Raw genomic sequence first — 23,546 nt, 5'->3', positions numbered from 1 at the left:
GTAACCATCTCACAAAACGGTGCGGCCATTGACCAGGGACTCGTCGGTATCGGACACCTGCTGGTACCGCATTTTACGGCTCTCCGTGCAGTATCTGACAGAGCCGGACTCGACATACTTAAAATAAAGCACTTCCCGCGGGTAATCGGCCGCCAGCCGGTCACACGCTTCCTCCATCTCCAGCTCGTAATCGTAGAACAACTGTATACATTTGCGGATGGCGGCATCCTCATCCAAACCCTCGGCACGTTGCATCACCCGGACGAGATTGGTGTATTCGGACTTCTCCTCCTTTTTCGCTTTTAAATTATAAAGGTCCAGCAATACGGCGATACACTTGCTGGAGCAGTCGAAAATATCCGCAAACCCGGGATGCCGGAAGGTCGATAGCTCGAGGTCGTCCTGTGTATCATATAATAACGAGAAAATGACCCACATCGCAATGTTGTAATGACGGCAGCGCAGGTATTCCTCCACCGTGAGCCGCTGTTCCTGCACTTCTGCTATGCGAAGCTGCATCATGCCCTCCAGGTATTTGATGATCTCGCTTCTGAATAAATCCAGCGTCCCTTCGTTCCAGTCAGTCCGGGAACAGAAAGCTGCTACCGGTGCAAAACGACTGTCGCCCGACGTACCCTCCGTGGCCGCTATAAACTGCTCCATCATCCGGCGGATATCGTCCAGGTCGGTAGAATTATCAAAATACAGGTCGTCTACCAGGGCCCAGTAGGCAAAGTAGCGGGCGACAGCCTTCAGCTTCTCCGTGTCCCCCAACGGGTAAATATAAATGCAATACAGGGCGCCGGCAGCCATGTAATCTCCATATTGCCGGGTGTTCTCATTGAGGATGTCGAAAGCAGTGGTGGTAAAAAATTGTTTGATGTCGGCGATGATATCGTTTTTCTGAGGGTGTTCCATCACCGGAAAACGGGATACGAATAAGGGAATTTCCATTTGGGCGGATGGTTTAAATAAATGGTTACCGAGTACAGATCACAGGAACAGGTAAAAACAGGCGTGCAAACATGATGGGTTGATAGCTAAGTTATTTTCCCAGACTGCAATATCACTTCAGGCTACAACAACCAGCAGTTGTTATGGCGGTTTTATTTTGAATATAGGTGCTTTCCCGACGGTATCCTGCAGTTGACTATCGGTCAATGGCAGTGTGTCCTGCCTGTACGTAGTATGTTAAAAGTGATTGATTTTCAATGAATACCACCGTCGGTTGTCAAAAAACAACCAGGAGTAGCGATGATACAACTAACAGGAGCGTTGCTTTTGATGGTCCTGATCAGAAGCCGGATATCTTTGCATTATCGAAAAACAAAACAGTACACAGATGGACATTAAGATCATCGGCAGCAAGATTGCCAAAGCAAGAAAACAGGTAGATATGTCGCAGGCGCAATTGGCTCAATTGCTTTTTATCAGTCCGCAGGCGGTAGGAAAATGGGAGCGGGGGGAGTCCATTCCGGATATCATTACGATGAACCGGTTGGCACAAGTCCTCCGGGTGGACCTCAATTATTTCTCAGAAGGTTTTCCGTCTGCTGCCGGCGAATCGGACCAGCCGCTGGCGGCAGACGTTGCTACGGAGCATGAGACGAAGCGTGCCTGGGATATGTCGCTCGGCAATTGGGTGGACGCTGACTTCTCCGGCCTGAAGAACCTGCATGAGAAATTCAGTGCGTCCAATATGCAGCGTTGCAGGTTCATCGGCTCGGAGATGGCCGGGTTGCTGCTGAAAGGCAACCATGTAAGCAGCTGCGATTTTTCCGGTTCCGATATGAACAACAGCCATTTTCAAAAGTCCCATTTAGACACCAATCTCTTTAAGGAATGCTCGCTGAGGGAAGCTGAATTCTCCGGAAGCCATATTAAGAGCTGCAATTTCTCCGGGGCGGATTTTACCGGGGCAAACTTCCATGCTGCCAGCTGCGCAAAGAATACGATGACAAACGCCATCCTGAACCGGACTTCCTTTGTCAGCACATCCCTGGCGGATATGGTGTTCGATGGCAACACGCTGGAGGACTGTTATTTTGACAACTGTTCTTTTTCCAGGGTGACCTTCCAGGACGCCAGGCTTCTGAATACTTTCTTCAAATGCAGGACATTAAAACCGCTCCGGTTTGTGAATTGTGAGGCTGACCGGATGACTTATGAATTCCTGAAAAACGGGAAAGCGGATATGAGCGGGATTACCTTGATAACACTATAAAACCAATATACATGTTACAAAATGAATTCGCTATTTCGGTAAAAGGATTAAAGAAATCCTACAAACACGTGCCGGTACTGGCAGACGTGAATTTCCAGGTCAGGGCGGGTACCATTTTCGCGTTGCTTGGTTCCAACGGCGCCGGCAAAACCACCATCGTCAGAATCCTGACCACCTTGCTCCGGGAGGACGGTGGAACTGCTATGGTAAACGGCTTCAACGTAGCGTCGCAGCCGGAAGAAGTGCGGCGGTCCATCAGTCTCACTGGTCAGTTTGCAGCGGTAGATGAGATATTGACCGGGAGGGAAAACCTGGTGATGATGGCGCAGTTACGGCACCTCACTGATCCGCGCCAGGTGGCCGACAGCCTGCTGCAGCGCTTCGGTCTCACCGACGCGGCTAACCGCCGGGCATCCACGTATTCCGGGGGAATGCGGCGCCGGCTGGACATCGCCATGAGCCTGGTGGGACAGTCCCGGCTTATCTTCCTGGACGAGCCCACCACCGGGCTGGACCCCGAGGCGCGCATAGAAGTGTGGAAAATTATCAAAGAGATGGCCAGCAGCGGCACCACTGTCTTCCTGACTACCCAGTATCTCGAAGAAGCAGAGCAGTTGGCCGACAGGATCGCTATTCTTCACAAAGGCCGCATTATCGTGAATGGCACGCTGGCAGAGCTGAAAGAGCTGTTCCCGCCTGCGAAAAAAGAATACATTGAAAAACAGCCGACGCTGGAAGAAATTTTTCTCAGCATCGTTGGCAAAAAGGAGGTCGTATAAAATGGAAGCAACAAAAAACTACTATTTCATGGATATGGGTGTTATGCTGGGACGTTCCATGCGCCATATCTTCCGCAGCATGGACACGATCATTACGGTGACTATCATGCCCATTGCGCTCATGCTGTTGTTTGTGTATGTGTTGGGCGGCGCCATTCAAAGCGGTGCTGACAACTATGTCAACTACCTGTTGCCGGGCATTATGCTTATCGCCGTGGCCAACAGTATCGGGTACGTATCTTTCCGCCTGTTTACCGATGTGCAGCGGGGAATATTCGAACGTTTCAATTCGATGCCTATTGCCCGTTCCGCGGCCCTGTGGGGCCATGTGCTGACGTCGCTGGTCTCCAATGTGATTTCGGTGTCCGTGATCGTGCTGGTGGCGTTGCTGATGGGTTTCCGTTCATCCGCGGGCGTGCTGTCATGGCTGGCGGTAGCAGGGATACTCGCGATGTTCACGCTGGCGCTGACCTGGGTGGCTGCTATCGCCGGGTTATCTGCAAAATCAGTGGATGGCGCCAGCGCCATTGCTTATCCGATCCACTTCCTGCCGTTGATCAGTTCTGCCTTTGTGCCCACCAATACGATGCCGGCAGGCGTGCGGGCCTTTGCCGAAAACCAGCCGCTGACGCCCATGGTGAATGCCATACGGGCACTGCTTTCCAATCAGCCGGTCAACGGAGAAATATGGGTGGCGCTGGCATGGTGCCTGGGAATTATGCTCGTGGCTTACGCCTTCGCAATGCGGGTGTACAATAAACGAGGGTAGCTGATGGCTAATCCGGTTCAGCCCGCGAAAACAAGTCCTTTATCAGGATGTCGTTTTCACACGCCTCTTTAAAGGAAAGCGCAAATTCTTTTAAGGCCTCTTTGTTGAGCGAATAGGCGCAAAACATATCCGCTTCGGGGTCAAATTTAACAATGCCGGCTAATGCCGGTTTTTGTTCTTCCTTTTGGTGGCCACAGTCCGGACACGTGACGATGGATTGCCATTCGATCGTTATAGAAGAAATTTTTCTTTCCAAAACCAAAATTAATCGTAATATTGCAATAATACAATTGATTATGGGCGCAACAAAAACAGATCTCTTTACGCAACAGCAGAATGAAATGGCCGCCATGGCCAAAGCTTTGGCGCACCCGGCACGTATTGCCATCCTGCAATACCTTGTGAAAAAGAATGCCTGCGTTTGTGGCGATTTGGTGGAAGAACTGGGGCTGGCACAAGCCACCACTTCCCAGCACCTCAAAGAGCTGAAGACAGCTGGCATCATACAGGGTTCCATAGAAGGGGTGAGCGTGTGCTATTGTATCAACCCAAAAGTCTGGAAACAGTACAAGGAGCTTTTTAATGCCTTCTTTAAAGACGTCGACCTGCAAAATACCTGCTGCTAATATTTTTTTGTCTTTATATATCGCAATATTGCAATAATACGATAATATGTATGTTATGACTACCGATGAACAAATGAAAGAGATCGTCAGACAGAAATACAGTGAGATCGCTTTACAGGACAAAGCCACCAACGCGGCCTCCTGTTGCGGTTCCGGCTGCTGTTCCACTGAAGTGTATAATATTATGAGCGACGATTACTCTTCGCTGGAAGGGTACAACCCGGATGCTGATCTGGGGCTGGGCTGCGGGCTGCCAACGCAGTTTGCGAAAATCAAAAAGGGAGATACGGTGATCGATCTTGGCTCAGGTGCCGGCAATGACTGTTTTATCGCCCGGCAGGAAACCGGCGAAGCAGGAAAAGTGATCGGAATCGATTTTACTCCCGCCATGATTGACAAAGCCAGGGCAAATGCGGAGAAACTACAGTTCAACAATGTGGAATTCCGCCAGGGGGATATCGAAAAAATGCCGGTGACTGCCAACACAGCAGACGTAGTGGTCAGCAACTGCGTGCTGAACCTGGTCCCCAATAAGAACGGTGTTATCAGCGAAATATACCGCGTGCTGAAACCCGGTGGGCATTTCAGTATTTCTGATATTGTATTGCAGGGTACGTTGCCCGCCACCATCCAACAGGCGGCTGAAATGTATGCCGGCTGCGTGTCTGGCGCCGTACAACAACAGGAATACCTGGACATGATCAAAAATAATGGATTTAAAAATATTACCATTCAGAAAGAAAAGACCATTACCATTCCGGACGATATCCTGGCCAACTACCTGAGCGCAGATGAAATCGCAGCATTTCGTTCAGGCACTACCGGTATATACAGCATCACCGTATACGCGGAAAAACCTGCAGATGCGGCTTGTTGTCCTCCGGGCTGCTGCTGACCGATTCCAAACTAATCACTTATATACCGTAACATCATGCAAAACTGTCACCCGGGCCAGCAGAAAAAGCTGCGTTTTTTAGACCGGTACCTCACATTATGGATATTTTTGGCAATGGCCCTCGGTGTTGGCATAGGGTATTTTTTCCCGTCATCATCCGGATTTATTAATTCCTTTTCATCCGGGACAACAAACATCCCGTTGGCCATTGGACTGATTCTGATGATGTATCCGCCACTGGCTAAAGTGAAATATGAGCATATGGGCGAGGTGTTCCGGAATACGAAAGTGTTATCGGTTTCACTGCTGCTGAACTGGATAATAGGGCCTATTCTCATGTTTGCGCTGGCGGTACTGTTTCTGCATGGTTACCCCGAATACATGACGGGGCTTATACTCATCGGCCTCGCCAGGTGTATTGCAATGGTAATCGTGTGGAATGAACTGGCAGACGGTAACAGGGAATACGCAGCAGGACTGGTCGCATTGAACAGTATTTTTCAGGTGTTGTTGTACAGTGTCTACGCTTATGTTTTTATCACCTGGTTGCCTACTGTCTTTGGTATGAAGGGCATCAATGTGGCTGTAACCATTGGAGGGATCGCTAAAAGCGTGGGCATCTATCTGGGCATTCCCTTTGCGGCTGGTATCATCAGCCGTTATGGCCTGATTGCATGGAAAGGCGAAAAGTGGTTTCAGGAAAAATATGTTCCGTTCATTTCGCCCGTCACGCTGATAGCACTGCTGTTTACCATCGTGGTGATGTTCAGCCTTAAAGGTGAGCTGATCGTGCAGATACCTTTCGACGTCATCAGAATAGCCATCCCGTTGGTCATCTATTTTGCTATTATGTTCCTGGTAAGTTTTCTGCTGGGCAAAACAACGGGAGCCGACTATTCCCGGAACACCGCCATCGCGTTCACTGCAGCCGGTAATAACTTTGAACTGGCTATTGCCGTGGCCATCGGCGTATTCGGCATCAATTCCGGTCAGGCTTTTGTAGGAGTGATCGGGCCGCTGGTGGAGGTGCCTGCCCTTATCGCCCTCGTGAACGTTGCCTTCTGGTTTCGAAGAAAATGGTATCCTTCCGATGCCACTGTAAACGCATGATATCTTCAGTCATCATATCTCATTAAACATGAAAAAAATATTGGTCCTTTGTACCGGCAACAGTTGCCGCAGTCAGATAGCCGAAGGCTATTTAAAATATTTCGCCGGGGAAAAGGCAGCAGTTTACAGCGCCGGTGTTGAAACACATGGCGTCAATCCGCGGGCCATCGCCACTATGGCGGAAGATGGCATCGATATCTCAGGCCACACCTCGAACAATATCACGGAATACCGCGATATACCCTTCGACTACGTGATTACTGTTTGTGATAACGCAAAAGAAAGATGCCCTTTCTTTCCCTCCACTGCACAGAAATTCCATGAGAACTTCCCGGACCCGGCCAAAGCTACAGGAACGGAAGACGAAATCATGCAGCAATTCAGAGCGGTACGGCAGATCATAAAAGACTATACGCAATCTTTCGTGGCAACTCACCTGTAATGCAACAACCGGTAACCGCCATATGGCAGCAATTCAGCAACGAGCTGGAGAAATTCATCTGCAGACAGACAGGGGACGATGCTGTATGCAAGGACCTCTTGCAGGAAGTATTTCTGAAAGTTTATATCAACCTCGCCAAAGTGAGTGCTGCCGATAATATCAGGGCTTACCTGTACCGTATGGCCAACAATGTCATTACAGATCATCACCGGCGTCGTCAGAAAGTGCGGCAGGTGTCGGTGGCATACGGCCCGGACCCTGCGGAGGAAGCCGTTCCTCCGGAAGAGGAGTATACGCTGGCCGGTTGTCTCAGACCGATGATGGAAACATTGCCCGAAATATACCGGCAGGCACTAATATTAACGGAGCTGGACGGTTATACGCAGAAACAATATGCGGACATTGCCGGAATATCTGTGTCCGGTGCTAAATCAAGGGTACAGCGGGCGAGAGAGCGGTTGAAAGAAATTATTCTGCAATGTTGTGAATATGAGTTTGATAAATACGGCAATATTCTGTCCTGTTGTGATAACTCATCTCCCCGCAGTAAGTTCTGTTGAAGCATTCCTGAATTATAAATAAAAAAGCGCCTTCCGGAAGGAGGCGCTTTTGAACATCCTGGTGGTATCAGAATGCCTGTTTCCTTTCCTTCCACTCTTTTCTCGCTTTCTCCAGGTCTGCAACGAACAGGGGATTTTTAGACCAGGCATTGAGCAGGTGCCAGCTAATCACCCGCGATGCTTCGTTATCACTGGGGTAGTGTATTCCCATCAATTCCCGTGACCACCGTACCTCTTCTGCCATTTTTAGGAATGCGGCCCTTTTTTCCGGGATTATCTCCGCAAATACAAATGCTTCTGAGAAGGCCCATAATGAATGGCCGCTGGCAAATGAGGGGGAGTTGATCCGTGCCAGCGGATGTAGTGCGGGTTCCAGGTGATAAGGACGCGGACGTCGGAAGCTCCATTTTAACCGGAATTCAGTTGCCCGTACATCCTGGATACATTTCAGCAGCAATGCCGCAGTTGCCGGAAAGTTCCTGTCGTTATACGATTCTCCGACAGGCGAGGCAATGTAGAATAGCTGTTGCCGGTTCAGCTGATAGTCAGGATCCTCCGGATTCAGTATGTTAGGCCAGGAGCCAATGTTGGCGATGTATTGGGCTCGTTCCGTTTCTTTGGGTGTTCTGTTTTTTTGGAGTTGTAGCATATAGTCCAGTTCCGCCCGGGTTTGGTCTGAGCTGTTGGCCGGTACATGGACCAGCGCGGCCAGTTTTGATTCCTCCTGCGGACTAAGGTACACAGTCCGCCACAGCATATTGCTGATGGCGCCTTTGCCATATTCCGTCCACGGGTACCTGATCGTATCCATCCATGCGCGTCTGTTGTTGGGCTGCGGACTCAATGCGGCGAGTGTTTTATAATGCTGCCCGATCGCTTCCAGGGGATGGACACGGCTGGTACTGATCCGGATGGCACTTAACAGCAGGCCGGTCACGGCAAAAGTTAAAAGGAAATACAAGGCCCTTCTCTGGTGTTTCATTTTCATCATCATAGCTTAGTAGTTTTAAAAGTGTATTTAACCTATGACGGGGAATGTCTGAAAAGGATGCAGCGAAAGTTCACTTTAGGACTAGTCCCTGGAAGCCGCCCCGAACGGGGGCGGCTTCCAGGGAAATGAATGTACCTATTCAATAGTTGCTCCAGCCGGAGCGTCGCCTCCAGCCGGAAGAAACAGGTCTTCCATGCGTAACGCATCATCCAGGAATTCGCCGCCTTCGTCCGTATTATGTGGAGCGGTGTGAAGCGGCACGAGTGAATGGTCGTCGTGCAGTTTTAGTTTAAACGGGTGCAGAAAAGTGAAATGCATAACTGTCGGTGTTAAGGGGTGAAATATAGCAACGACCTACGCTTTGGCTAACCGGCTGCTCAGCCAGTGCTCAAAATCGATGGCGCCCAGTTTGGCCTGTCCCGCGGGAACCAGTGCAGCATGACTGATGCGGGCGCCGTAATATTGCAGGTTCTGGTTGGCTTCCACCTGACGGGGATCATTGGTGGCTTCAAGGTAGCGAGTTACGAGTTCCGGCATGGTAAAACGGCCGGGGCCTGCAATCTCCTGTATCCCGTTGACAGGCGCTGACAGTGCCGCTTCTGCCACAAAGCTCGCCACATCTTCTGCTGCGATGGGTTGAAACTGAAGGTCGGATATATGCACCAGGTTACCATCCGTCGCTTGTTGCGCGATACCGCCAATGAATTCGAAAAACTGGGTGCTGCGGATGATGGTGTAGGGTACGCCGGACTGCCTGATCAGGTTTTCCTGTACATTTTTTGCGCGCATGTAGCCGCTTTCCTGCATGAGGTCCACGCCCACGATAGACAGCGCCAGATGATGTTTTACCCCGGCTTTGACTGCTGCTGCCAGCAGGTTGCGGCCGGCCGTCTGGAAAAATTCCAGCACCGCTTTGTCTTCAAAAGAAGGGGAGTTGGCCAGGTCTACCACTGCATCAGTATTAGCGAGTGCCTCGTCCAGTCCTTCCCCGGTAATAGTGTTGATGCCTGTAGCCGGTGACGCTGCGATCACCTCATGACCTGCCTGACGGATTTTAGCGACGACTTTACTACCGATGAGGCCTGTACCTCCGATGACTACGATTTTCATAAGTTTGAATTTTTAGTTTGCAGTCAGTAAGTCGAGTCGCGTGCCGAAATTGTAAGTGGTTGATAATCATTAAAAAACAGCAGATGTCGCATTTTCCCTTTCACTTCATATCGTGAAAGCACGAAAACATTCACGATATAAAGTGAGCGGTTATCAGGAGAAGTAGTCTGCTTTGGTAATGCCCAGTTTTTTCATTTTGGAATGGAGGGTATTACCGGGCACCTGTAGTATTTCTGCGGCGCCGCCGACGCCGGAGATCTTTCCGTGGCAGCGTTTGAGGATGTCAATGATATAGCTGCGTTCCACTTCTTCGAGCGACCGGTTGACCAGGTAGGCAGGACTTTGTTTTTCCGGTATATTTTTTTGGGGGATATAGACGTCTTTCAGGATTCCGTCTGTCGCGAGCAATACGCTGCGTTCTATCATATGCTCCAGTTCCCGCACGTTGCCGGGCCAGTTGTAGCTATGTAGCTGCTGCATAGCTTTGGAAGCGATCTGACTGATTTTCCTGCCGGCATTCCGGGCATATTTTTTCACGAAGAAATTTGCCAGTGGTTCGAGGTCTTCCGGCCGTTCCCGCAGCGGTGGCAGCGGAATGGGGAACACGTTTAGCCGGTAGTAGAGGTCCTCCCGGAACTGGCCCGCCCTGACGGCTTCTTCCAGGTTCCGGTTGGTGGCGGCAATCAGCCGCACGTCCACCCGGATGGTTTGTTTGCCGCCAACCCTTTCGAGTTCCCGCTCCTGGATAACGCGCAGCAGTTTAGCCTGCGCCTCCAATGGAAGTTCACCGATTTCATCAAGGAACAGGGTGCTCTGGTTGGCCAGTTCGAATTTGCCGATATGTTTCTCCGTAGCGCCGGTGAAGGCGCCCCGTTCGTGACCGAATAATTCGCTCTCTATCAGGTTGGCCGGCAATGCAGCGCAATTGACTTTTACCATCAGTTTGTCCTTACGGGTGGAAGCATTGTGAATGGCGCGGGCGATCAGTTCTTTGCCGGTGCCTGTTTCACCAAGCACGAGTACCGTGGTGCCTGATGCCGCCACCAGCGATATCAGCCGGTAAACTTCCTGCATGGCAGCACCGTTGCCTACTATTTCGGAGAAATTGTAGATGGTCCTGATCTGTTCTTTCAGATAGTCATTTTCATTTTCCAGTTGTTTTTTATAGGCCAGCAGTTTTTCGTTGGCCTGAATGTTGGCAATGGAGATGGATATCTGCGCGCAGATACCTTTCAGCAGCAACTTACTGAGTTTGTTGGCCAGCATCCAGATGGTGCCGATGTTGCGGTCACCCACCCGCAGGGGAAAACTGTACATGTTTTTCCGGCCGGTGGTAGCCCATAGCCTGGCATAATCGTTACCGCCTTTTATTTCCTCCGCAACGCTGAACACCAGCCCTTCTTTGCTGGCCAGCACCTTCGACGTGTACGGCTCTTCCACGGTGATCCGCGTGTTGGACATTTGCTCAAAAGCTTTGGCGCCACCAAATAAAGTGGGGTCGCACATAAACATTGAAAGATGAATGCCGTCGTCGTCAATCACCCGGATCATGGCCAGCTGCGTGTGCATCGTTTTATCCAATACCTTGAAGATAGCGGCCTGCAGCTCCGGCTTGGACCGGACCTTCGCTATTTCATTACTGAAGTCCAGCAGAAAAGATTTCTCTCTTTCTGTTTTATAGATCTCTTCGTTTTTGAGGATGTTGGAGACAGCGCCCGACAACTGGGGAACAATGCCATTGATCACGCTCCGGAATTCGTTGGTGAAACTTCCGGGTTTGTCGGTATACATATGGATAAAGCCCACCGGCTTGTCTTCCATCATGATCTTCGTCATCAGTATTTCCCGCACGCCTTCCTCGTAATTCACTTTAAGGAAGACTGGGCTGCCCGGTTGGTCCATTACCGCTTCCAACAGAAAGGAGATGGGGCCATTGGCCTGCAATACCGCCTGTATGAAAGGCTCGTTCAGCGGGAAACGGGCTTTGACCAGTTCTGCATATCTCGCGTGCGTCCGGATGGGTGAGTGTTCATTGTCCAGCAGAAAAGGGGTGTAAGTACCACCTTTTTCATCGATGAGGGTGACGATGGTGTGCGTGAAATAAAAATATCGTTTGAGCCGCCTGGAGAAAAGCAGCAGCAGGTCATTTTTATCCCTGACCCGGGTGATATCATTACCGAGGTCCAGCAACATCTTTCTTTCCTGTTCCAGCACGGCTTTAGAAAGAACAGGTTGCTCCGGTCCCTGTAATTTTTCTTTTTTCATGGATACGCGTTAAATCAGGCTAAATATAGTGAATAAGATTTTTTAAGCCTGAAGGAAGATGGCGCGCAGGTGCCTTCCTAAAAACTATTATGGGCGTTATTCCTGTCCGGCGGCACGGCTTTCAGCAGATGCCGCACAAAGAAGTCATTGCGTCTGGTCCGTCCATACGGACCGCCATCGCTGTGGCCCATTCCCGGTATAGGAAGGAACTCAAAGGTTTTATTGTTTTTGATCAGCGCGTTGACTACGCGATAGGTGGACTCCGGCGGCACATTGGTATCCGCTTCGCCCACTATCAGCAACAGGGCGCCTTTCAGTTTACCGGCGTGGGTAACGTTGGACTGTTCTTCATAGTGTTTTCCCACCGGATAACCCATCCATTGTTCATTCCACCACTGTTTGTCCACACGGTTATCGTGGCAGCCGCAGGAAGCTACCGCCGCTTTGTAAAACTCCGGATGAAAAAGCAGGCCGCCAAGCGCGTTTTGTCCGCCGGCGGAGGTGCCGTACAGTCCCACGCGGGAGGTGTCTGCGAAAGGATACTTTTTCCCCAGCGCCTTGATCCAAAGGATACGGTCGGGAAAGCCGGCGTCTGACAGGTTTTTCCAGCATATATCATGGAATGCCTTGGAACGGTTGGCAGTACCCATGCCGTCTATTTGCACCACCACAAAGCCCAGGTCCGCCAGGCGTTGCATGTCCGTATAGTAACTCATAAAACTCTTCGGCACAAATGCATCATGCGGACCGGCATAGATGTTTTCTATAATAGGATACAGCTGTGTGCTGTCGTAGTCCGAAGGGCGGCACATAATGCCCCAGATATCTGTTTTTCCGTCCCTGCCTTTGGCATGGAACGGGGTAGGGAAGGGAACACCGGTGGCTTGCCAGGCGCTGACATCGGCCCGTTCTGTTACCGTAATAAGTTTAGCGTCGGCCGTACGGCGCAGTTCATTCACCGGGGGAACGTTTACCTGTGAGTATTTATCGATATAGTATTTCCGGTCGGGCGAAAAGTATACCTGGTGGTTGCCTGCTGCCGGAGTGAGCTTAACAAGATGCTGACCATCGAAACCGATACGGTAATAATGGATAAAGTAAGGGTCTTCCCCCGGTTCCATACCCGCTGCACGAAACCATATCTCTCTTTTGACGGCGTCCACACTGTCGATACTACGTACCACCCATTCTCCGCGGGTGACCTGGTTTTTTACCGCTCCGGTGAGGGTATTGACGAGGTAGAGGTGCCGCCAGCCGTCTTTTTCGGATGTCCACAACATCTCGTTGGTCTCCGGCAGATAATGGGTGTAAAGCCGCGATTCATAAATAAAAGTGGGTACCTGCTCGTCTAAAACGGTCCGGGTGGCCCCGGTAAGCGCATCTGCCTCCATCACCCGGAAACGCTGATGGCCACGGTCTACCTTCTCATATAAAAAATAACGGGGCGCTTTATGCCGCCAATGCAATACAGGCGGGCCAAAGAAATCCAGCGCGTCAGCGTCTGTCCGGATTACTTTTTTATCCGTGATGGAAAAGATATACATCTGGTAGGACGGGAAAGGATCTCCGGGTTGTTTATAGGGGTGGGAGCGGAGCTGTCCGCGGGTGGTGCGGGCAACATCCGTCAGCACATAATAAACAGCCGAATCTGTGACAGGCCGGGTAAGATATCCCACTATATACCTGCTGTCGGGAGACCATGCCAGCGCTTCATAACGGGCTGCCTGACCAGTGTCGGCGCCGTTAGCGGTCAGCTGTGTCAGCGCACTGTCTCCGGCAGATTGAATATATACGTTGCCGTTAATGATACGGGCAATCCATTGTTTATCGGGAGATACGGGGTCTGTTTCAAAATCCTGCCATCGGGACGGCTCTCGTTGCGCTACCGGTGATGACGGTCTGCCGGCGACGATCAGCCGCTGCTGCTCGGCAGTATCCTTTACTTCTTTTTTGTGTCCGGTAGCAGCATGTACCAGGTAATAGGTTTTCGTCGTGTCCTCACTGTTGCCGACCATATACCAGAACCGCTCACCGCCGGGAAGCCAGCTGGCATCCACATTATGCCGGAATACTTTTTTGCGCGTAAGACTGTCCATTAGTTGTACTTTTTGGTAACGTCCCATGACCGCTGCATGGTCAGGCAGGTAAGGCGCCCGGGAAAGCTGTTGCGCCGAAAGAGCGGTGCAGGAAAGGCTGCCGGCTGCAGCCACGCTCCAAAATAAGCGGTACTTCATATTGCTATCGTATACTTTTCGCGCATAAATATAGTGATCGTTATGCAGGGATGTTAGCGGTTATTGATAGATCGTGTTCATATATTGACCTAAATGTGTATACAAAAATATCAAGTGTCATTTTTTTTTCCGGAATACTGAGATATTGTTTAGCTTAGACTCGTTACTATCGGACCATTTATCATAAAACCCGTGATACAGCCACTGAAATCATTGCTGATCTCTTATAGCTGTTAACCTGAGTGTCAGTATGTGCCGCCTGTTATTGTTATACCTGTATCCTTCTGAAGATGAAAAACTGATGCCATAAACATGCTATTCCGTCAATCCTTTTTTATTCATAAAACCCTTTAAAATGCCATGAAGTCTACTATTCTTTTTTGTTTCGCTTCCCTCTTTTCCATGTTGGCGCAGGCGCAGGTAACCGGCCCGACCACAGTATGCCCGAATACACAATACACATATTCGTATGTGACCACCAGGCCTTATAACACGATCAGCTATACGGTGATCGGTGGCTTCGGTATTGTTGAGCCAACAGGCGCCCAATGTTATATTAAGTTCCCGGATGATCAGCCAATAAAGCCTCGCGTGGTGGCGGATATACGGTGGGCTGACGGCAGCCAGTTCCGCGATACTTCACAGGCGATAACGGTACGGGGCATCGGAAGACCGATAGAGTATACCACCCTGACAAGAAGTTTTCCCTGTTCGTTCAGAGGCGCTACGACCATTACCGTCGATAATATTCCCAATGCCGATTCTGTTTATGTATCAAATGATGCCGGCTGGCCTGTTACCCGGATCAGCAACCATCAGTTTACCATGAATATTAACAACGGGGCCCAGGGCAATGTATCGATAGTCGCTAAAAATGACAGCTGCAACAAGTTCCGTGCATCCACGGTAGCCATAACACGTCCCAAACCTGCTATCGGCAATATTTCAGGACCGGGTGTTATCTGCAACAGCGGTGCCCAGACGCTCAGTGTGGCCGCATATCCTAGCGTCACATCGTACACCTGGACTGCCGATAACCCCAACATCCGGATCAACGGTCAGCCTTCTCCCGTTACCATTACAGGCGCCAGTGGCAACAATGTATCTATATCTTCTGCCGGCGGGGATTATCAAGCAAGCCTCAAAGTATTTGCGGTAGGCGAATGCGGCGCCAGCGATACGGCTGTGAAAACACTGGGAACAGGTACGCCGCCTATCAACTTTATCATGGGCTTTCCCCGTAACGGCATACACTTTGCCGGTGGGCAGACTTATGAGTTTTCCGTTGGACCACCGGCAAACTATGGTAACGTACTGGATATTGATTGGACGGTCATCGGCGGGACTATAGAAAGCTATCACAACGATAAAAAACTCATCTACGTGCAGATGAACAATGTTTCGGGTCCTACCTTACCCGGTTCGGTGTCCATGTATGTAAAATGGAAAAATGAATGCGGATGGAGCACCGAGCTCCACCGGACAGGGACGCTGGATAGTGGCGGTGGCAGCACGTTTACGGTAAGCCCCAATCCGGCAGGTAGCTATGTCTCCATCGATATGTCCGGTACATCTGCAGCTACGCTGAAAACGTCTGCGCAAGATGCCGCAGTTATCATCCTCTACGACATGTACTATAAAGAAATCAAACGAATGAGGTTGACTGCTGGTGCACGGAAAGCAATGATGAATGTACAGGACGTAAAAGACGGTACTTATATAATGCAGGTGATCACCGGTAAGGAAAAACAAAGTAAAGTAGTGATCGTATCCCATTCCCTGTAATGGCGTAAAAGGATAAACACTGTATGATACCGTCGTTTTGGGTAGATTGTATGGCATCGTATTGACTATTGTGTCAGATAGAAAATGGGCCCCCTTGCGTATAGGGGCGCCCGTTTTTTTTTTGTAACTAATCGTAAATAAATTTGGAAATTATAGTTTTGTTAAATTATCTTGCATTCAATAAAGTAGAACAAGTGCATTTGAGATCCTTTTTGTGAGAAGTTGTTTGCTGTAGCAATCAGATTATGTTGACTTGCTTATGATTGAAATAGCCAACTATGTTGACTAAGTCCAAGTGTATGGCTTATCCCTGGCCAACGATGGTATAACTAACTTTCTTCCTGAAGCGACCTTTTGCAATTTTTTTAGTCGAATTATTTAGAGCATTATTGAGTATTTTCCGGCAGGCATTTAAATTACTGTAGATGGTTTTTGCAGACTGTTTCACGATGAAACAGCATGAGAGAAGTACGTTTGATCCCTGCCCAAATTTAAACCGCTTAGAGAGGATAAATTAAAATCTAAATCAGTTTACAGCACAGCGCCAATATCGTGACTCATCCTCCCGGGTGAGACGGGTGAACATTTATCTAAACCAAAATCCATAACAATGAAGAGAGTTCTACTTCTATTGATGCTGCTATGTTCGGGAATAGCCGGACTGCAGGCTCAAAACAGGACGATTACAGGTACGGTCACAGACGCCAAGGGCGGTAACCCATTACCTGGCGTGACGGTACAGGTCAAAGGCGAGAGAACCGGGACCGTGACCTCTGCATCAGGCACATTCACCTTAGCGGTACAGGGCGAGAACAAAGTACTTCGTTTTTCATTTGTAGGTTACGAAGAACAGGAAGTGGCACTGGGCGCAGGTTCAGACATCCGAGTGGCCCTGAAGCCCGATGACAAGGTACTGGACGAAGTACTGGTAGTGGCTTATGGTACACAGAAAAGAGCCACCTTTACCGGGTCTGCCTCTGTCGTAAAAGCAGAAGTGCTCGCAGAAAGACCGGTAACCTCTTTCGAAAAAGCTTTACAGGGTAATGTTCCGGGTGTAACAGTACAAAGCGTGTCGGGGCAGCCAGGTGGCGCCACTACTATCCGTATTCGCGGCGTAGGCGGCTTTGGTACCAGCACCAACGCGAACGCCAATAGTACACCGTTGTACGTAGTGGACGGTATCGCAGTGGCCACTGGTGACTTCACACAAGCCTCTACCACTGCTGATGTACTGGCTACCCTCGATCCTAAAGATATTGAAACCGTAACGGTGCTGAAAGACGCTTCTGCTGCCGCCTTGTACGGTTCCCGTGCTGCCAATGGCGTGATCCTCATCACGACCAAAAAAGGTAAAGCCGGCAGAATGAGCGTAAACGTGACCGGCAGCAACGGTTGGTCCGGTATCGCTGTTGACAGGCACGACTTCCTGGGCAGTGAAGAATACTTCAAATACTGGTGGGATTCCTACTATAAACAAGGTGTTGCCGGCGGTGCTTCGCCTGCAGATGCGGCTAAACAAGCCAATGCGTCCACCATCGCGGCCCTGCAGGCCAATCCGTTCAATAACGCCAATCCTTATGGCGCTGACGGAAGGCTGACTTCCGGTACCGTTAAATACTATGATACTGATTGGAGAGATGCTGTCACCAGGACCGGTATAACCCAGGACTACGGTATCAGTGTTTCCGGTGGTACAGACAAAACCACTTATTATTTCGGTGCTGGTTATTTCAATCAGAAAGGCGTGATAATGGCGTCTGACTTCAAACGTTACAATGCCAAACTGAACCTGGAAACAAGGGCGACCGACTTCCTGAAATTCGGTGTGTTCTCCACTTTCTCTTCTACCGACCAGAACACACCTCCGGGTTCTACCGGTTCTGCTAACCCGATTTACTTTGCTGACAGGGTGGCTCCGGTGTATTCCCTGTATCAACGGGATGCTAACGGTAACCCCGTTCAGGACCCCTCCGGAAGTGGGCTGGCTTACAATTACCTCAATCCTGTCATGAAGGATTACAACCCCGTAGGCCTTAGCAAATCCAACATTCACAATGCTAAAACGCTGAGAGCTATCCTCTCCGCTTATGCCGAGGTGAATTTTCTGAAATACCTGACCTTCAAATCACAGGTGGGCGCTGATGTGGTAGACCTGCGGGAAAGCCGCTATTACAACCCGCTAAACGGCGACGGTAAAGCGGTAAACGGTCGTAGCAATAAATACGCGCCGAGAGATACCAGAACGACCATCGTCAATACCCTGACATTTGACAATACCTTCGATAAACACCATGTGAACGTACTGGTGGGCCAGGAAGCATTTAACTATGTTTATACTAATCTGACCGCCGGTTCTACAGGGTTTCCGTTTGAAGGTATTTCTGAGCTGGGCGCGGGATCTACGGCTACCAACCCAACTTCAGACCGCACACAGAAGAAATTTAACTCTTATTTCTCCCGTGTTAACTACGACTTCGAGAATAAGTACATCCTGTCTGCCAGCCTCCGTACAGACGGATCTTCTGTCTTCGGTGAGGAAAAAAGATATGGTACTTTCTGGTCAGTGGGTGGCGCCTGGATGATCTCTAAAGAGAACTTCATGAGCAGCACGGCCGGCTGGTTAAGAGAACTGAAGCTCAAAGGCAGCCACGGTGTGAGTGGTGCTGATAATATCGGCCGCTATGCCCGTCTGGACCTGTACGATGCAGGCGCCAACTATAACGGTCAGGCCGGTACGAAATATGCCCAGCTGGGCAACCCGCTCTTGCGCTGGGAAGGCGCTATCACTACCGATGTGGGGATTGAAGCCTATTTTATCGACAGGATCCGTGTGGAAGCAGGTTACTACCGTCGTGGCTCTGACGGACTGCTGTTTCAGAAGCCGCTGTCTATGACCACCGGTTTTGAGTCTGTGATAACTAACCTCGCTAAACTGAATAATACCGGCTTTGAGGCGGCAGTAGAGGCGAATGTAATTCGTAACAACGAATTTACGCTTGATCTGGGCGCTAACATCACTACCAACAAGAACAAAATTGTTGATCTCGGAGGCGTTGATTCCATCATTGCTCCTACTGGCAGCAAACTCTGGAAAGTAGGTGGCGACCGTTATGAGTTCTTCATCCCGGAATACGCCGGCGTAGATCCTCAGGATGGTAAGCCAATGTGGTACAGAAACGAAACCGACAACAACGGTAACCTCACCGGTAAACGTACCACCACCAAACAGTATACACAGGCAAGTCGCTATAAAATGGGCAGCTCCCTGCCTAAATTCTATGGTGGTTTCAATGTAAGAGCAACCTACAAAGGATTTGACCTGAGTGCGATGCTGTTCTTTAACTATGGTAACAAAATCTACGACTCTTATCTGCAGGCCATCTCCAACGATGGTTCCGCGAAAGGTACCAACATCGCCAGCGATGTGGCTGCCCGCGCCTGGCAGAAACCAGGAGACGTTACCGATGTACCGCGTTTCGTTGAAAACAACACTGACCTCGGCTCCAATACATCTTCCCGCTTCCTGTTTGATGGCGGCTATATGCGCCTGAAAACGGTAAACCTGGGCTACAGCCTTCCCAAATCCATCCTGAACAGTGCACATATCCAGCGCGCCAGAATTTACGTGGCTGCTGAGAACCTGTTCACATGGGCTAAACATAAAGGCATGGACCCTGAAATTGAAGTGGATGGCTTTTACGGCAATGATATCCCTAACGTAAAAACATTTACAGTAGGTGTTAACATTGGATTATAAACCATGCAAAAAAGTTTAATAATGAAGAAGAACTTATATATCACGTATATACTGGCTGCTGGTTTTGCATTCTCCAGCTGTAAGAAAACTTACCTCGATACGGCGCCTGTGCTGTCGGTAGAGTCCTCGGATGCATTCAGCTCACCGTCACGCGTAAACGCTGCTATGATCGGTCTGTACGATCTGATGCAGCCCAGCCAGTTCACCAACCACATCTTCCTGACGGTGGACGTAAAAGGCGGCGATCAGCTGATAAAAAGCACTGGCAACTATAACCGCTTCGTTACCGAGTACCAGTTTACAGAAATAGCTAACGGCGGCTCAGGCGCACTCTCCTTTGTTTTCTGGAAAAGAGCGTTTGAAATGATCTCCAGCTGCAACCAGGCGATCGTTAACCTGCCTAAGTCTCCTATCGCGGAAGACGTAAAAACAGATTACCTCGCGGAAGCCAGGACATTAAGGGCATGGGCCAATCATCAACTGGTACGCCTGTACGCTCAGCCGTATTCCGTAAGCCCTGATGGCCTCGGCATTCCGAAAGTAGACAAACCGCTGAAAGCGGAAGACCCTACACCGGCACGCTCTTCTGTGAAGGAAATCTACGCCTTCATGCTGGAAGACTTGAAGTTCGCTGAACAGAACCTGAAAAAAAGCCGTACCAACGCTTTCCGTATCACCATCAACGCCGTATACGCACTGCAGGCACGCCTGTACCTCGATATGGGCAACTGGGCTGAAGCCAGCAATTATGCTAAAAAGGCTCGCGTAGGATATCCGCTGGACCCGGCTGCTACGCTGCTGAACGGTTTTGTGGATAAAACACCCGAATGGATCTGGGGCCTGGACTACCGCACAGATGATAACACCAGCTTCCTGATGCTGGCATCTTTCCAGGAACCGTATGATATCGGTTACAGTACCTTCCGCGCCTCCAAATCCTTCTTTGCCCTTTTTGCAGACAACGATATCCGCAAAAAACAGTTCTATGTGAACCTGGACAAGGTAGAAACCACCGTCGGCGATGCGCTGCAACGCGATGACGTAGTGGCAACCAAAGATGGTTACCTGATGAACAAGTTCTACTACAGAAGCACCCTCGATCTGGACATGCCGATGATCCGCTCTGCTGAAATGTACCTGATCGAAGCAGAAGCCGAGTCTGAACTGAATAACGACGCAGCTGCACAAACTGCCCTGTTCGAAGTACAGAAGAGAGCGATCACCGGTGCGGTGAAATCCACCAACACCGGCGAAGCACTGAAAACCGAAATCGAAAACGAACGCAGAAAAGAACTGCACGGCGAAGGTTTCCGTTTCTTTGATATCATCAGGCGCAAGAAAACGCTGGTGAGAACGGCTGCCGACCACTGGAGACCGATCACCCAGGCTTCCGGTAACGGCCGCAATATCCTGCCGATTCCGCAGCGCGAAATCGACATCAGTCACCTGGAACAGAACCCGGCTTACAAATAAGCTGTCTTCAAATAATCGTGTAAAGCCCGCGCAGTTGCGCGGGCTTTACTTTTTATATACCTTTACGGCGGCCATACCGGAAAAATGGCTGTTGTTGATCCGATACCCGAAAAATATATAACGAATGCAACTCGATTTATCCGATAAAAATTTCTGCCTGTTCTTACTCACCCAGTTCCCTTTTGCCAGCGATGATGAAACAGAAACCATGCTGACAGACTATCTGCCGGAACACTTTTCCATGCCGCCCGGTGAATGGTGGGAAGAACTAACCGGTAAAACAGCAGAACCGTGGCAGGGATATACCTACGTCCATCGCCTCAACGAGACCGTGACTTTTTTCGCGGAGTTTCATCCCTGTGAAACCATCTATTTCTTTAATGATACCTATCTGGGTAATACCGGCGGGAATTTTCATCTCTCCCTGTTAAGATGGACAGAGCTGCAAACCCTTGTCAGCAAAGACGAAACAGCCCCGTCGCTGTTATTTTTCCTGTTGCTTCCGCTGGTGGCCGGAAACCAGTCGGAACGCGCTGAAATAGAGGTTGCCATAACCAACCGCCTGAAAGAGATGGCACTGGACTTGCCTGCGGACCAAATAAAGGTTCTCACGCGGTTCCTGAGCAGTCATCTCATCTTCGAAGAGGAAGAAGGAAATATATTTGAACATACACCGGATATCGGCTGGGTTATCAACAGAAATCATTCTGAAAGAAATCGTCAGAACAGGGGGGAAGACCTGCTCGCCATAAATCAGCTGATCGGATCAGCCGTCGTATAAACGAAACTTATGTGGGAAAAACCAACAACATGGCCATCTGCTAAAATGCTTCCTGCGGGAAACGGCTACTATATCATCGACGGTCAGGGTGTCTGTTACAATACATACCCCGTTAAACAGGCCGATGCGGAAACATTTGTCTGCCACTTTGATTTTGCAAAGGACAAAGCCCGTTGTTACCGGATGGGAGAGCCTTTTAAAGATGCAGACCCCGCTTCCTTTGAAGTCCTGAACTACTATTTTGCCAAAGACAAATATCATATTTACAATATCGGCGGTGCCGATAAAAAAGTAGACCATGAAACGTTTGAAGTGCTGGACACCGGCTTTCAGCTGAACGAACAGGGGCGTCCCCAAAAGATCACGTCCTATGCAAAAGACAAGAACGTCCTGTGGATGATGGAGTATTATTCGCAGAAACCTATCGCTATCAAAGGGATCGATACCGCTACTTTCGGGCGGATCAACGGCAGTTACGCCAAAGACAGCCGTTATGTGCTGTGGCGGGGTAAAAAGCTGAAGAAAGCCGACCCGCGGACCTTTACGGCATTCAATACCAACTACGGCAAAGACAAGACTACGGTGTTTTTCCAGGAACTTGCACTGGCCGGTGCCGACCATGCCACATTTGAGACTGTGGAAACCAACGTCACCATTGCAAAAGATAAAAACCGCTTTTATCACTTCGGGGAAGAAATTACAGCAGCTGCGTTTGCGGAATGCCTCAAAGATGTGCTGAACGGCGGGTAATGCGCCGGATACCCGCAACAACGTTTGTCCCTGCCGGCTCGTCTCCTGGAGCAATGATGTCTATTCGCTGAAAAAGGAGCTGGAAGACCATGAGGCCATGAACCTGGTGCTTGTTATTAAAGAAGAGTTCAACTGCTCTACGGAGGAAGCGATCGACCGGGCAGTCGATATCCATGAGCGGGACCTGTCTGCCTTCCTGGAACTGTCCAACAACCTTACTGGGGAACCTCATCGAAAACGCTATCAAGTACAACCGGGAGGGAAGCAACATCTCCGTCAGGATACAGGAAACAGCTGCTACCTTCAGGATGGTTATTGAAGACCAGGGGCCGGGAATGTCCGCCGAACAGGCTGACCGGATATTTGATCTGTATGCTACCAGCAATCCCGGGACCGGCAGCGGCATAGGCCTCTATGTTACGAAAAAGCTGGTGACGCTGCTGGGCGGTACCATTCAGGTATCCAGCAAGCTGGGAAAAGGCACCCTCTTCACCCTGGTGTTCCCGCTGCATCCCACGTACGAAGAAGAAGAACATACCCGGTACAATGACTACTTCGATGGCCGTGGTTTAAAGGCGCTCGTTATAGAAGATGATTCCTTCACGCAGAAATACCTCAGTAAGTTCCTGGAAACCTATCTCGGCTTCGAGGTGGATATAGCGGGTAATGGGGCTAAGGCGCTGGAAATGAGCCATAACGGCGACTACGCTATTATTTTCCTGGATGCCTATCTGCCCGATATACGACTGGCCGCCTTGATGTCAGCATTCTCCAAAGAAAAACAGCAGGGCCCCATCGTGCTGACTTCCGGTGCCTCAAAGGAGAGTATCAGGGAAGAACTCAGCCCGGAAGAACAGTTGTTGCTCAGTAATATTAAAGGGTTCCTCTCCAAGCCTTATTCCTTCGATGAAATCAGTACTTTCCTGATGGAGAATGTAGCGCAGCAAAAAAAACTATAGCCCCCAGGTGTGTGCTGTAACGCTATTTCCGTGTCT

Annotated in this window: 21 protein-coding genes and 1 pseudogene; 15 read left to right on the top strand and 7 right to left on the bottom strand. The window is 49.9% G+C overall.

Annotation, left to right across the window (positions count from 1 at the left end; translation table 11 throughout):
- Window positions 1-9 precede the first annotated feature (9 nt).
- Complete coding sequence (locus tag B5D63_RS30805) at window positions 10-954, bottom strand: terpene synthase family protein (RefSeq protein ID WP_078672717.1); 945 nt, start codon at window positions 952-954, stop codon at window positions 10-12.
- Window positions 955-1,342: 388 nt separating this feature from the next.
- On the opposite strand from B5D63_RS30805, the gene B5D63_RS30800 reads away from it, so the two are divergent.
- The 3 genes from B5D63_RS30800 to B5D63_RS30790 are packed head-to-tail and all read left to right on the top strand — an operon-like array spanning window position 1,343 to window position 3,772.
- Entirely contained in the window at window positions 1,343-2,224 is an 882-nt protein-coding gene (locus tag B5D63_RS30800; RefSeq protein WP_078672716.1) for a pentapeptide repeat-containing protein, read from the top strand.
- Window positions 2,225-2,235: 11 nt separating this feature from the next.
- Window positions 2,236-3,003: an ABC transporter ATP-binding protein gene (locus B5D63_RS30795; RefSeq protein ID WP_078672715.1), complete on the top strand. Its 768-nt coding sequence runs from the start codon at window positions 2,236-2,238 to the stop codon at window positions 3,001-3,003.
- A gap of 1 nt (window position 3,004) precedes the next feature.
- Window positions 3,005-3,772: an ABC transporter permease gene (locus B5D63_RS30790; protein ID WP_078672714.1), complete on the top strand. Its 768-nt coding sequence runs from the start codon at window positions 3,005-3,007 to the stop codon at window positions 3,770-3,772.
- 7 nt (window positions 3,773-3,779) lie between these two features.
- On the opposite strand, the gene B5D63_RS30785 is transcribed toward B5D63_RS30790, so the two are convergent.
- Window positions 3,780-4,028, bottom strand: a complete 249-nt coding sequence (locus tag B5D63_RS30785; RefSeq protein WP_200817130.1) for an Imm51 family immunity protein — start codon at window positions 4,026-4,028, stop codon at window positions 3,780-3,782.
- Between the two features lie 40 nt (window positions 4,029-4,068).
- On the opposite strand from B5D63_RS30785, the gene B5D63_RS30780 reads away from it, so the two are divergent.
- From B5D63_RS30780 to B5D63_RS30760, 5 genes are read left to right on the top strand one after another with little or no spacing between them, the layout of a single operon-like run.
- Window positions 4,069-4,398 carry an ArsR/SmtB family transcription factor gene (locus B5D63_RS30780; protein ID WP_078672713.1) on the top strand — a complete coding sequence of 110 codons (330 nt, stop codon included), beginning with the start codon at window positions 4,069-4,071 and terminating at the stop codon, window positions 4,396-4,398.
- A gap of 55 nt (window positions 4,399-4,453) precedes the next feature.
- The gene (locus B5D63_RS30775; protein ID WP_078672841.1) at window positions 4,454-5,293 is read left to right on the top strand and encodes an arsenite methyltransferase; all 840 of its coding nucleotides are present in this window, start codon (window positions 4,454-4,456) and stop codon (window positions 5,291-5,293) included.
- Between the two features lie 36 nt (window positions 5,294-5,329).
- A complete protein-coding gene (gene arsB / locus B5D63_RS30770; RefSeq protein ID WP_078672712.1) occupies window positions 5,330-6,403 on the top strand; it encodes an ACR3 family arsenite efflux transporter in 1,074 nt (357 codons plus the stop codon).
- A gap of 28 nt (window positions 6,404-6,431) precedes the next feature.
- A complete protein-coding gene (locus tag B5D63_RS30765) occupies window positions 6,432-6,845 on the top strand; it encodes an arsenate reductase ArsC (protein WP_078672711.1) in 414 nt (137 codons plus the stop codon).
- Complete coding sequence (locus B5D63_RS30760) at window positions 6,845-7,405, top strand: sigma-70 family RNA polymerase sigma factor (protein WP_078672710.1); 561 nt, start codon at window positions 6,845-6,847, stop codon at window positions 7,403-7,405. The genes B5D63_RS30765 and B5D63_RS30760 overlap by 1 nt, the downstream gene beginning before the upstream one ends.
- A gap of 67 nt (window positions 7,406-7,472) precedes the next feature.
- On the opposite strand, the gene B5D63_RS30755 is transcribed toward B5D63_RS30760, so the two are convergent.
- The 5 genes from B5D63_RS30755 to B5D63_RS30735 form a co-directional block, all read right to left on the bottom strand.
- Complete coding sequence (locus B5D63_RS30755; protein ID WP_078672709.1) at window positions 7,473-8,399, bottom strand: phosphatase PAP2 family protein; 927 nt, start codon at window positions 8,397-8,399, stop codon at window positions 7,473-7,475.
- A 132-nt stretch (window positions 8,400-8,531) separates the two neighbouring features.
- A complete protein-coding gene (locus tag B5D63_RS30750) occupies window positions 8,532-8,714 on the bottom strand; it encodes a hypothetical protein (protein ID WP_078672708.1) in 183 nt (60 codons plus the stop codon).
- Between the two features lie 36 nt (window positions 8,715-8,750).
- Window positions 8,751-9,506: an SDR family oxidoreductase gene (locus B5D63_RS30745; RefSeq protein WP_078672707.1), complete on the bottom strand. Its 756-nt coding sequence runs from the start codon at window positions 9,504-9,506 to the stop codon at window positions 8,751-8,753.
- Between the two features lie 153 nt (window positions 9,507-9,659).
- Window positions 9,660-11,771 (bottom strand): sigma-54-dependent Fis family transcriptional regulator, encoded by a 2,112-nt coding sequence (locus B5D63_RS30740; RefSeq protein WP_078672706.1) that lies wholly within the window; start codon window positions 11,769-11,771, stop codon window positions 9,660-9,662.
- A 77-nt stretch (window positions 11,772-11,848) separates the two neighbouring features.
- Entirely contained in the window at window positions 11,849-14,005 is a 2,157-nt protein-coding gene (locus tag B5D63_RS30735) for a S9 family peptidase (protein ID WP_078672705.1), read from the bottom strand.
- A 360-nt stretch (window positions 14,006-14,365) separates the two neighbouring features.
- On the opposite strand from B5D63_RS30735, the gene B5D63_RS30730 reads away from it, so the two are divergent.
- The 7 genes and pseudogenes from B5D63_RS30730 (at window position 14,366) to B5D63_RS30700 (ending at window position 23,510) form a co-directional block, all read left to right on the top strand.
- Window positions 14,366-15,790, top strand: coding sequence for a T9SS type A sorting domain-containing protein (locus B5D63_RS30730; RefSeq protein WP_078672704.1), 1,425 nt, complete (start codon window positions 14,366-14,368; stop codon window positions 15,788-15,790).
- Window positions 15,791-16,400: 610 nt separating this feature from the next.
- Complete coding sequence (locus B5D63_RS30725) at window positions 16,401-19,547, top strand: SusC/RagA family TonB-linked outer membrane protein (RefSeq protein WP_078672703.1); 3,147 nt, start codon at window positions 16,401-16,403, stop codon at window positions 19,545-19,547.
- A gap of 21 nt (window positions 19,548-19,568) precedes the next feature.
- A complete protein-coding gene (locus B5D63_RS30720; protein WP_159456232.1) occupies window positions 19,569-21,020 on the top strand; it encodes a RagB/SusD family nutrient uptake outer membrane protein in 1,452 nt (483 codons plus the stop codon).
- Between the two features lie 124 nt (window positions 21,021-21,144).
- The gene (locus tag B5D63_RS30715; protein ID WP_078672701.1) at window positions 21,145-21,801 is read left to right on the top strand and encodes an Imm19 family immunity protein; all 657 of its coding nucleotides are present in this window, start codon (window positions 21,145-21,147) and stop codon (window positions 21,799-21,801) included.
- 9 nt (window positions 21,802-21,810) lie between these two features.
- Window positions 21,811-22,551, top strand: a complete 741-nt coding sequence (locus tag B5D63_RS30710) for a DKNYY domain-containing protein (RefSeq protein ID WP_078672700.1) — start codon at window positions 21,811-21,813, stop codon at window positions 22,549-22,551.
- Between the two features lie 67 nt (window positions 22,552-22,618).
- Window positions 22,619-22,672, top strand: a pseudogene (locus tag B5D63_RS35855) (hypothetical protein); the annotation flags it as partial.
- Window positions 22,673-22,724: 52 nt separating this feature from the next.
- Window positions 22,725-23,510 carry an ATP-binding protein gene (locus tag B5D63_RS30700; RefSeq protein ID WP_078672698.1) on the top strand — a complete coding sequence of 262 codons (786 nt, stop codon included), beginning with the start codon at window positions 22,725-22,727 and terminating at the stop codon, window positions 23,508-23,510.
- Window positions 23,511-23,546 lie beyond the last annotated feature (36 nt).

The sequence above is a fragment of the Chitinophaga eiseniae genome, assembly GCF_900167135.1.
Classification (GTDB): Bacteria; Bacteroidota; Bacteroidia; order Chitinophagales; family Chitinophagaceae; genus Chitinophaga; species Chitinophaga eiseniae.
Note: the sequence above shows the minus strand (reverse complement) of the source record. Positions and strands in the feature narration are given on the sequence as shown.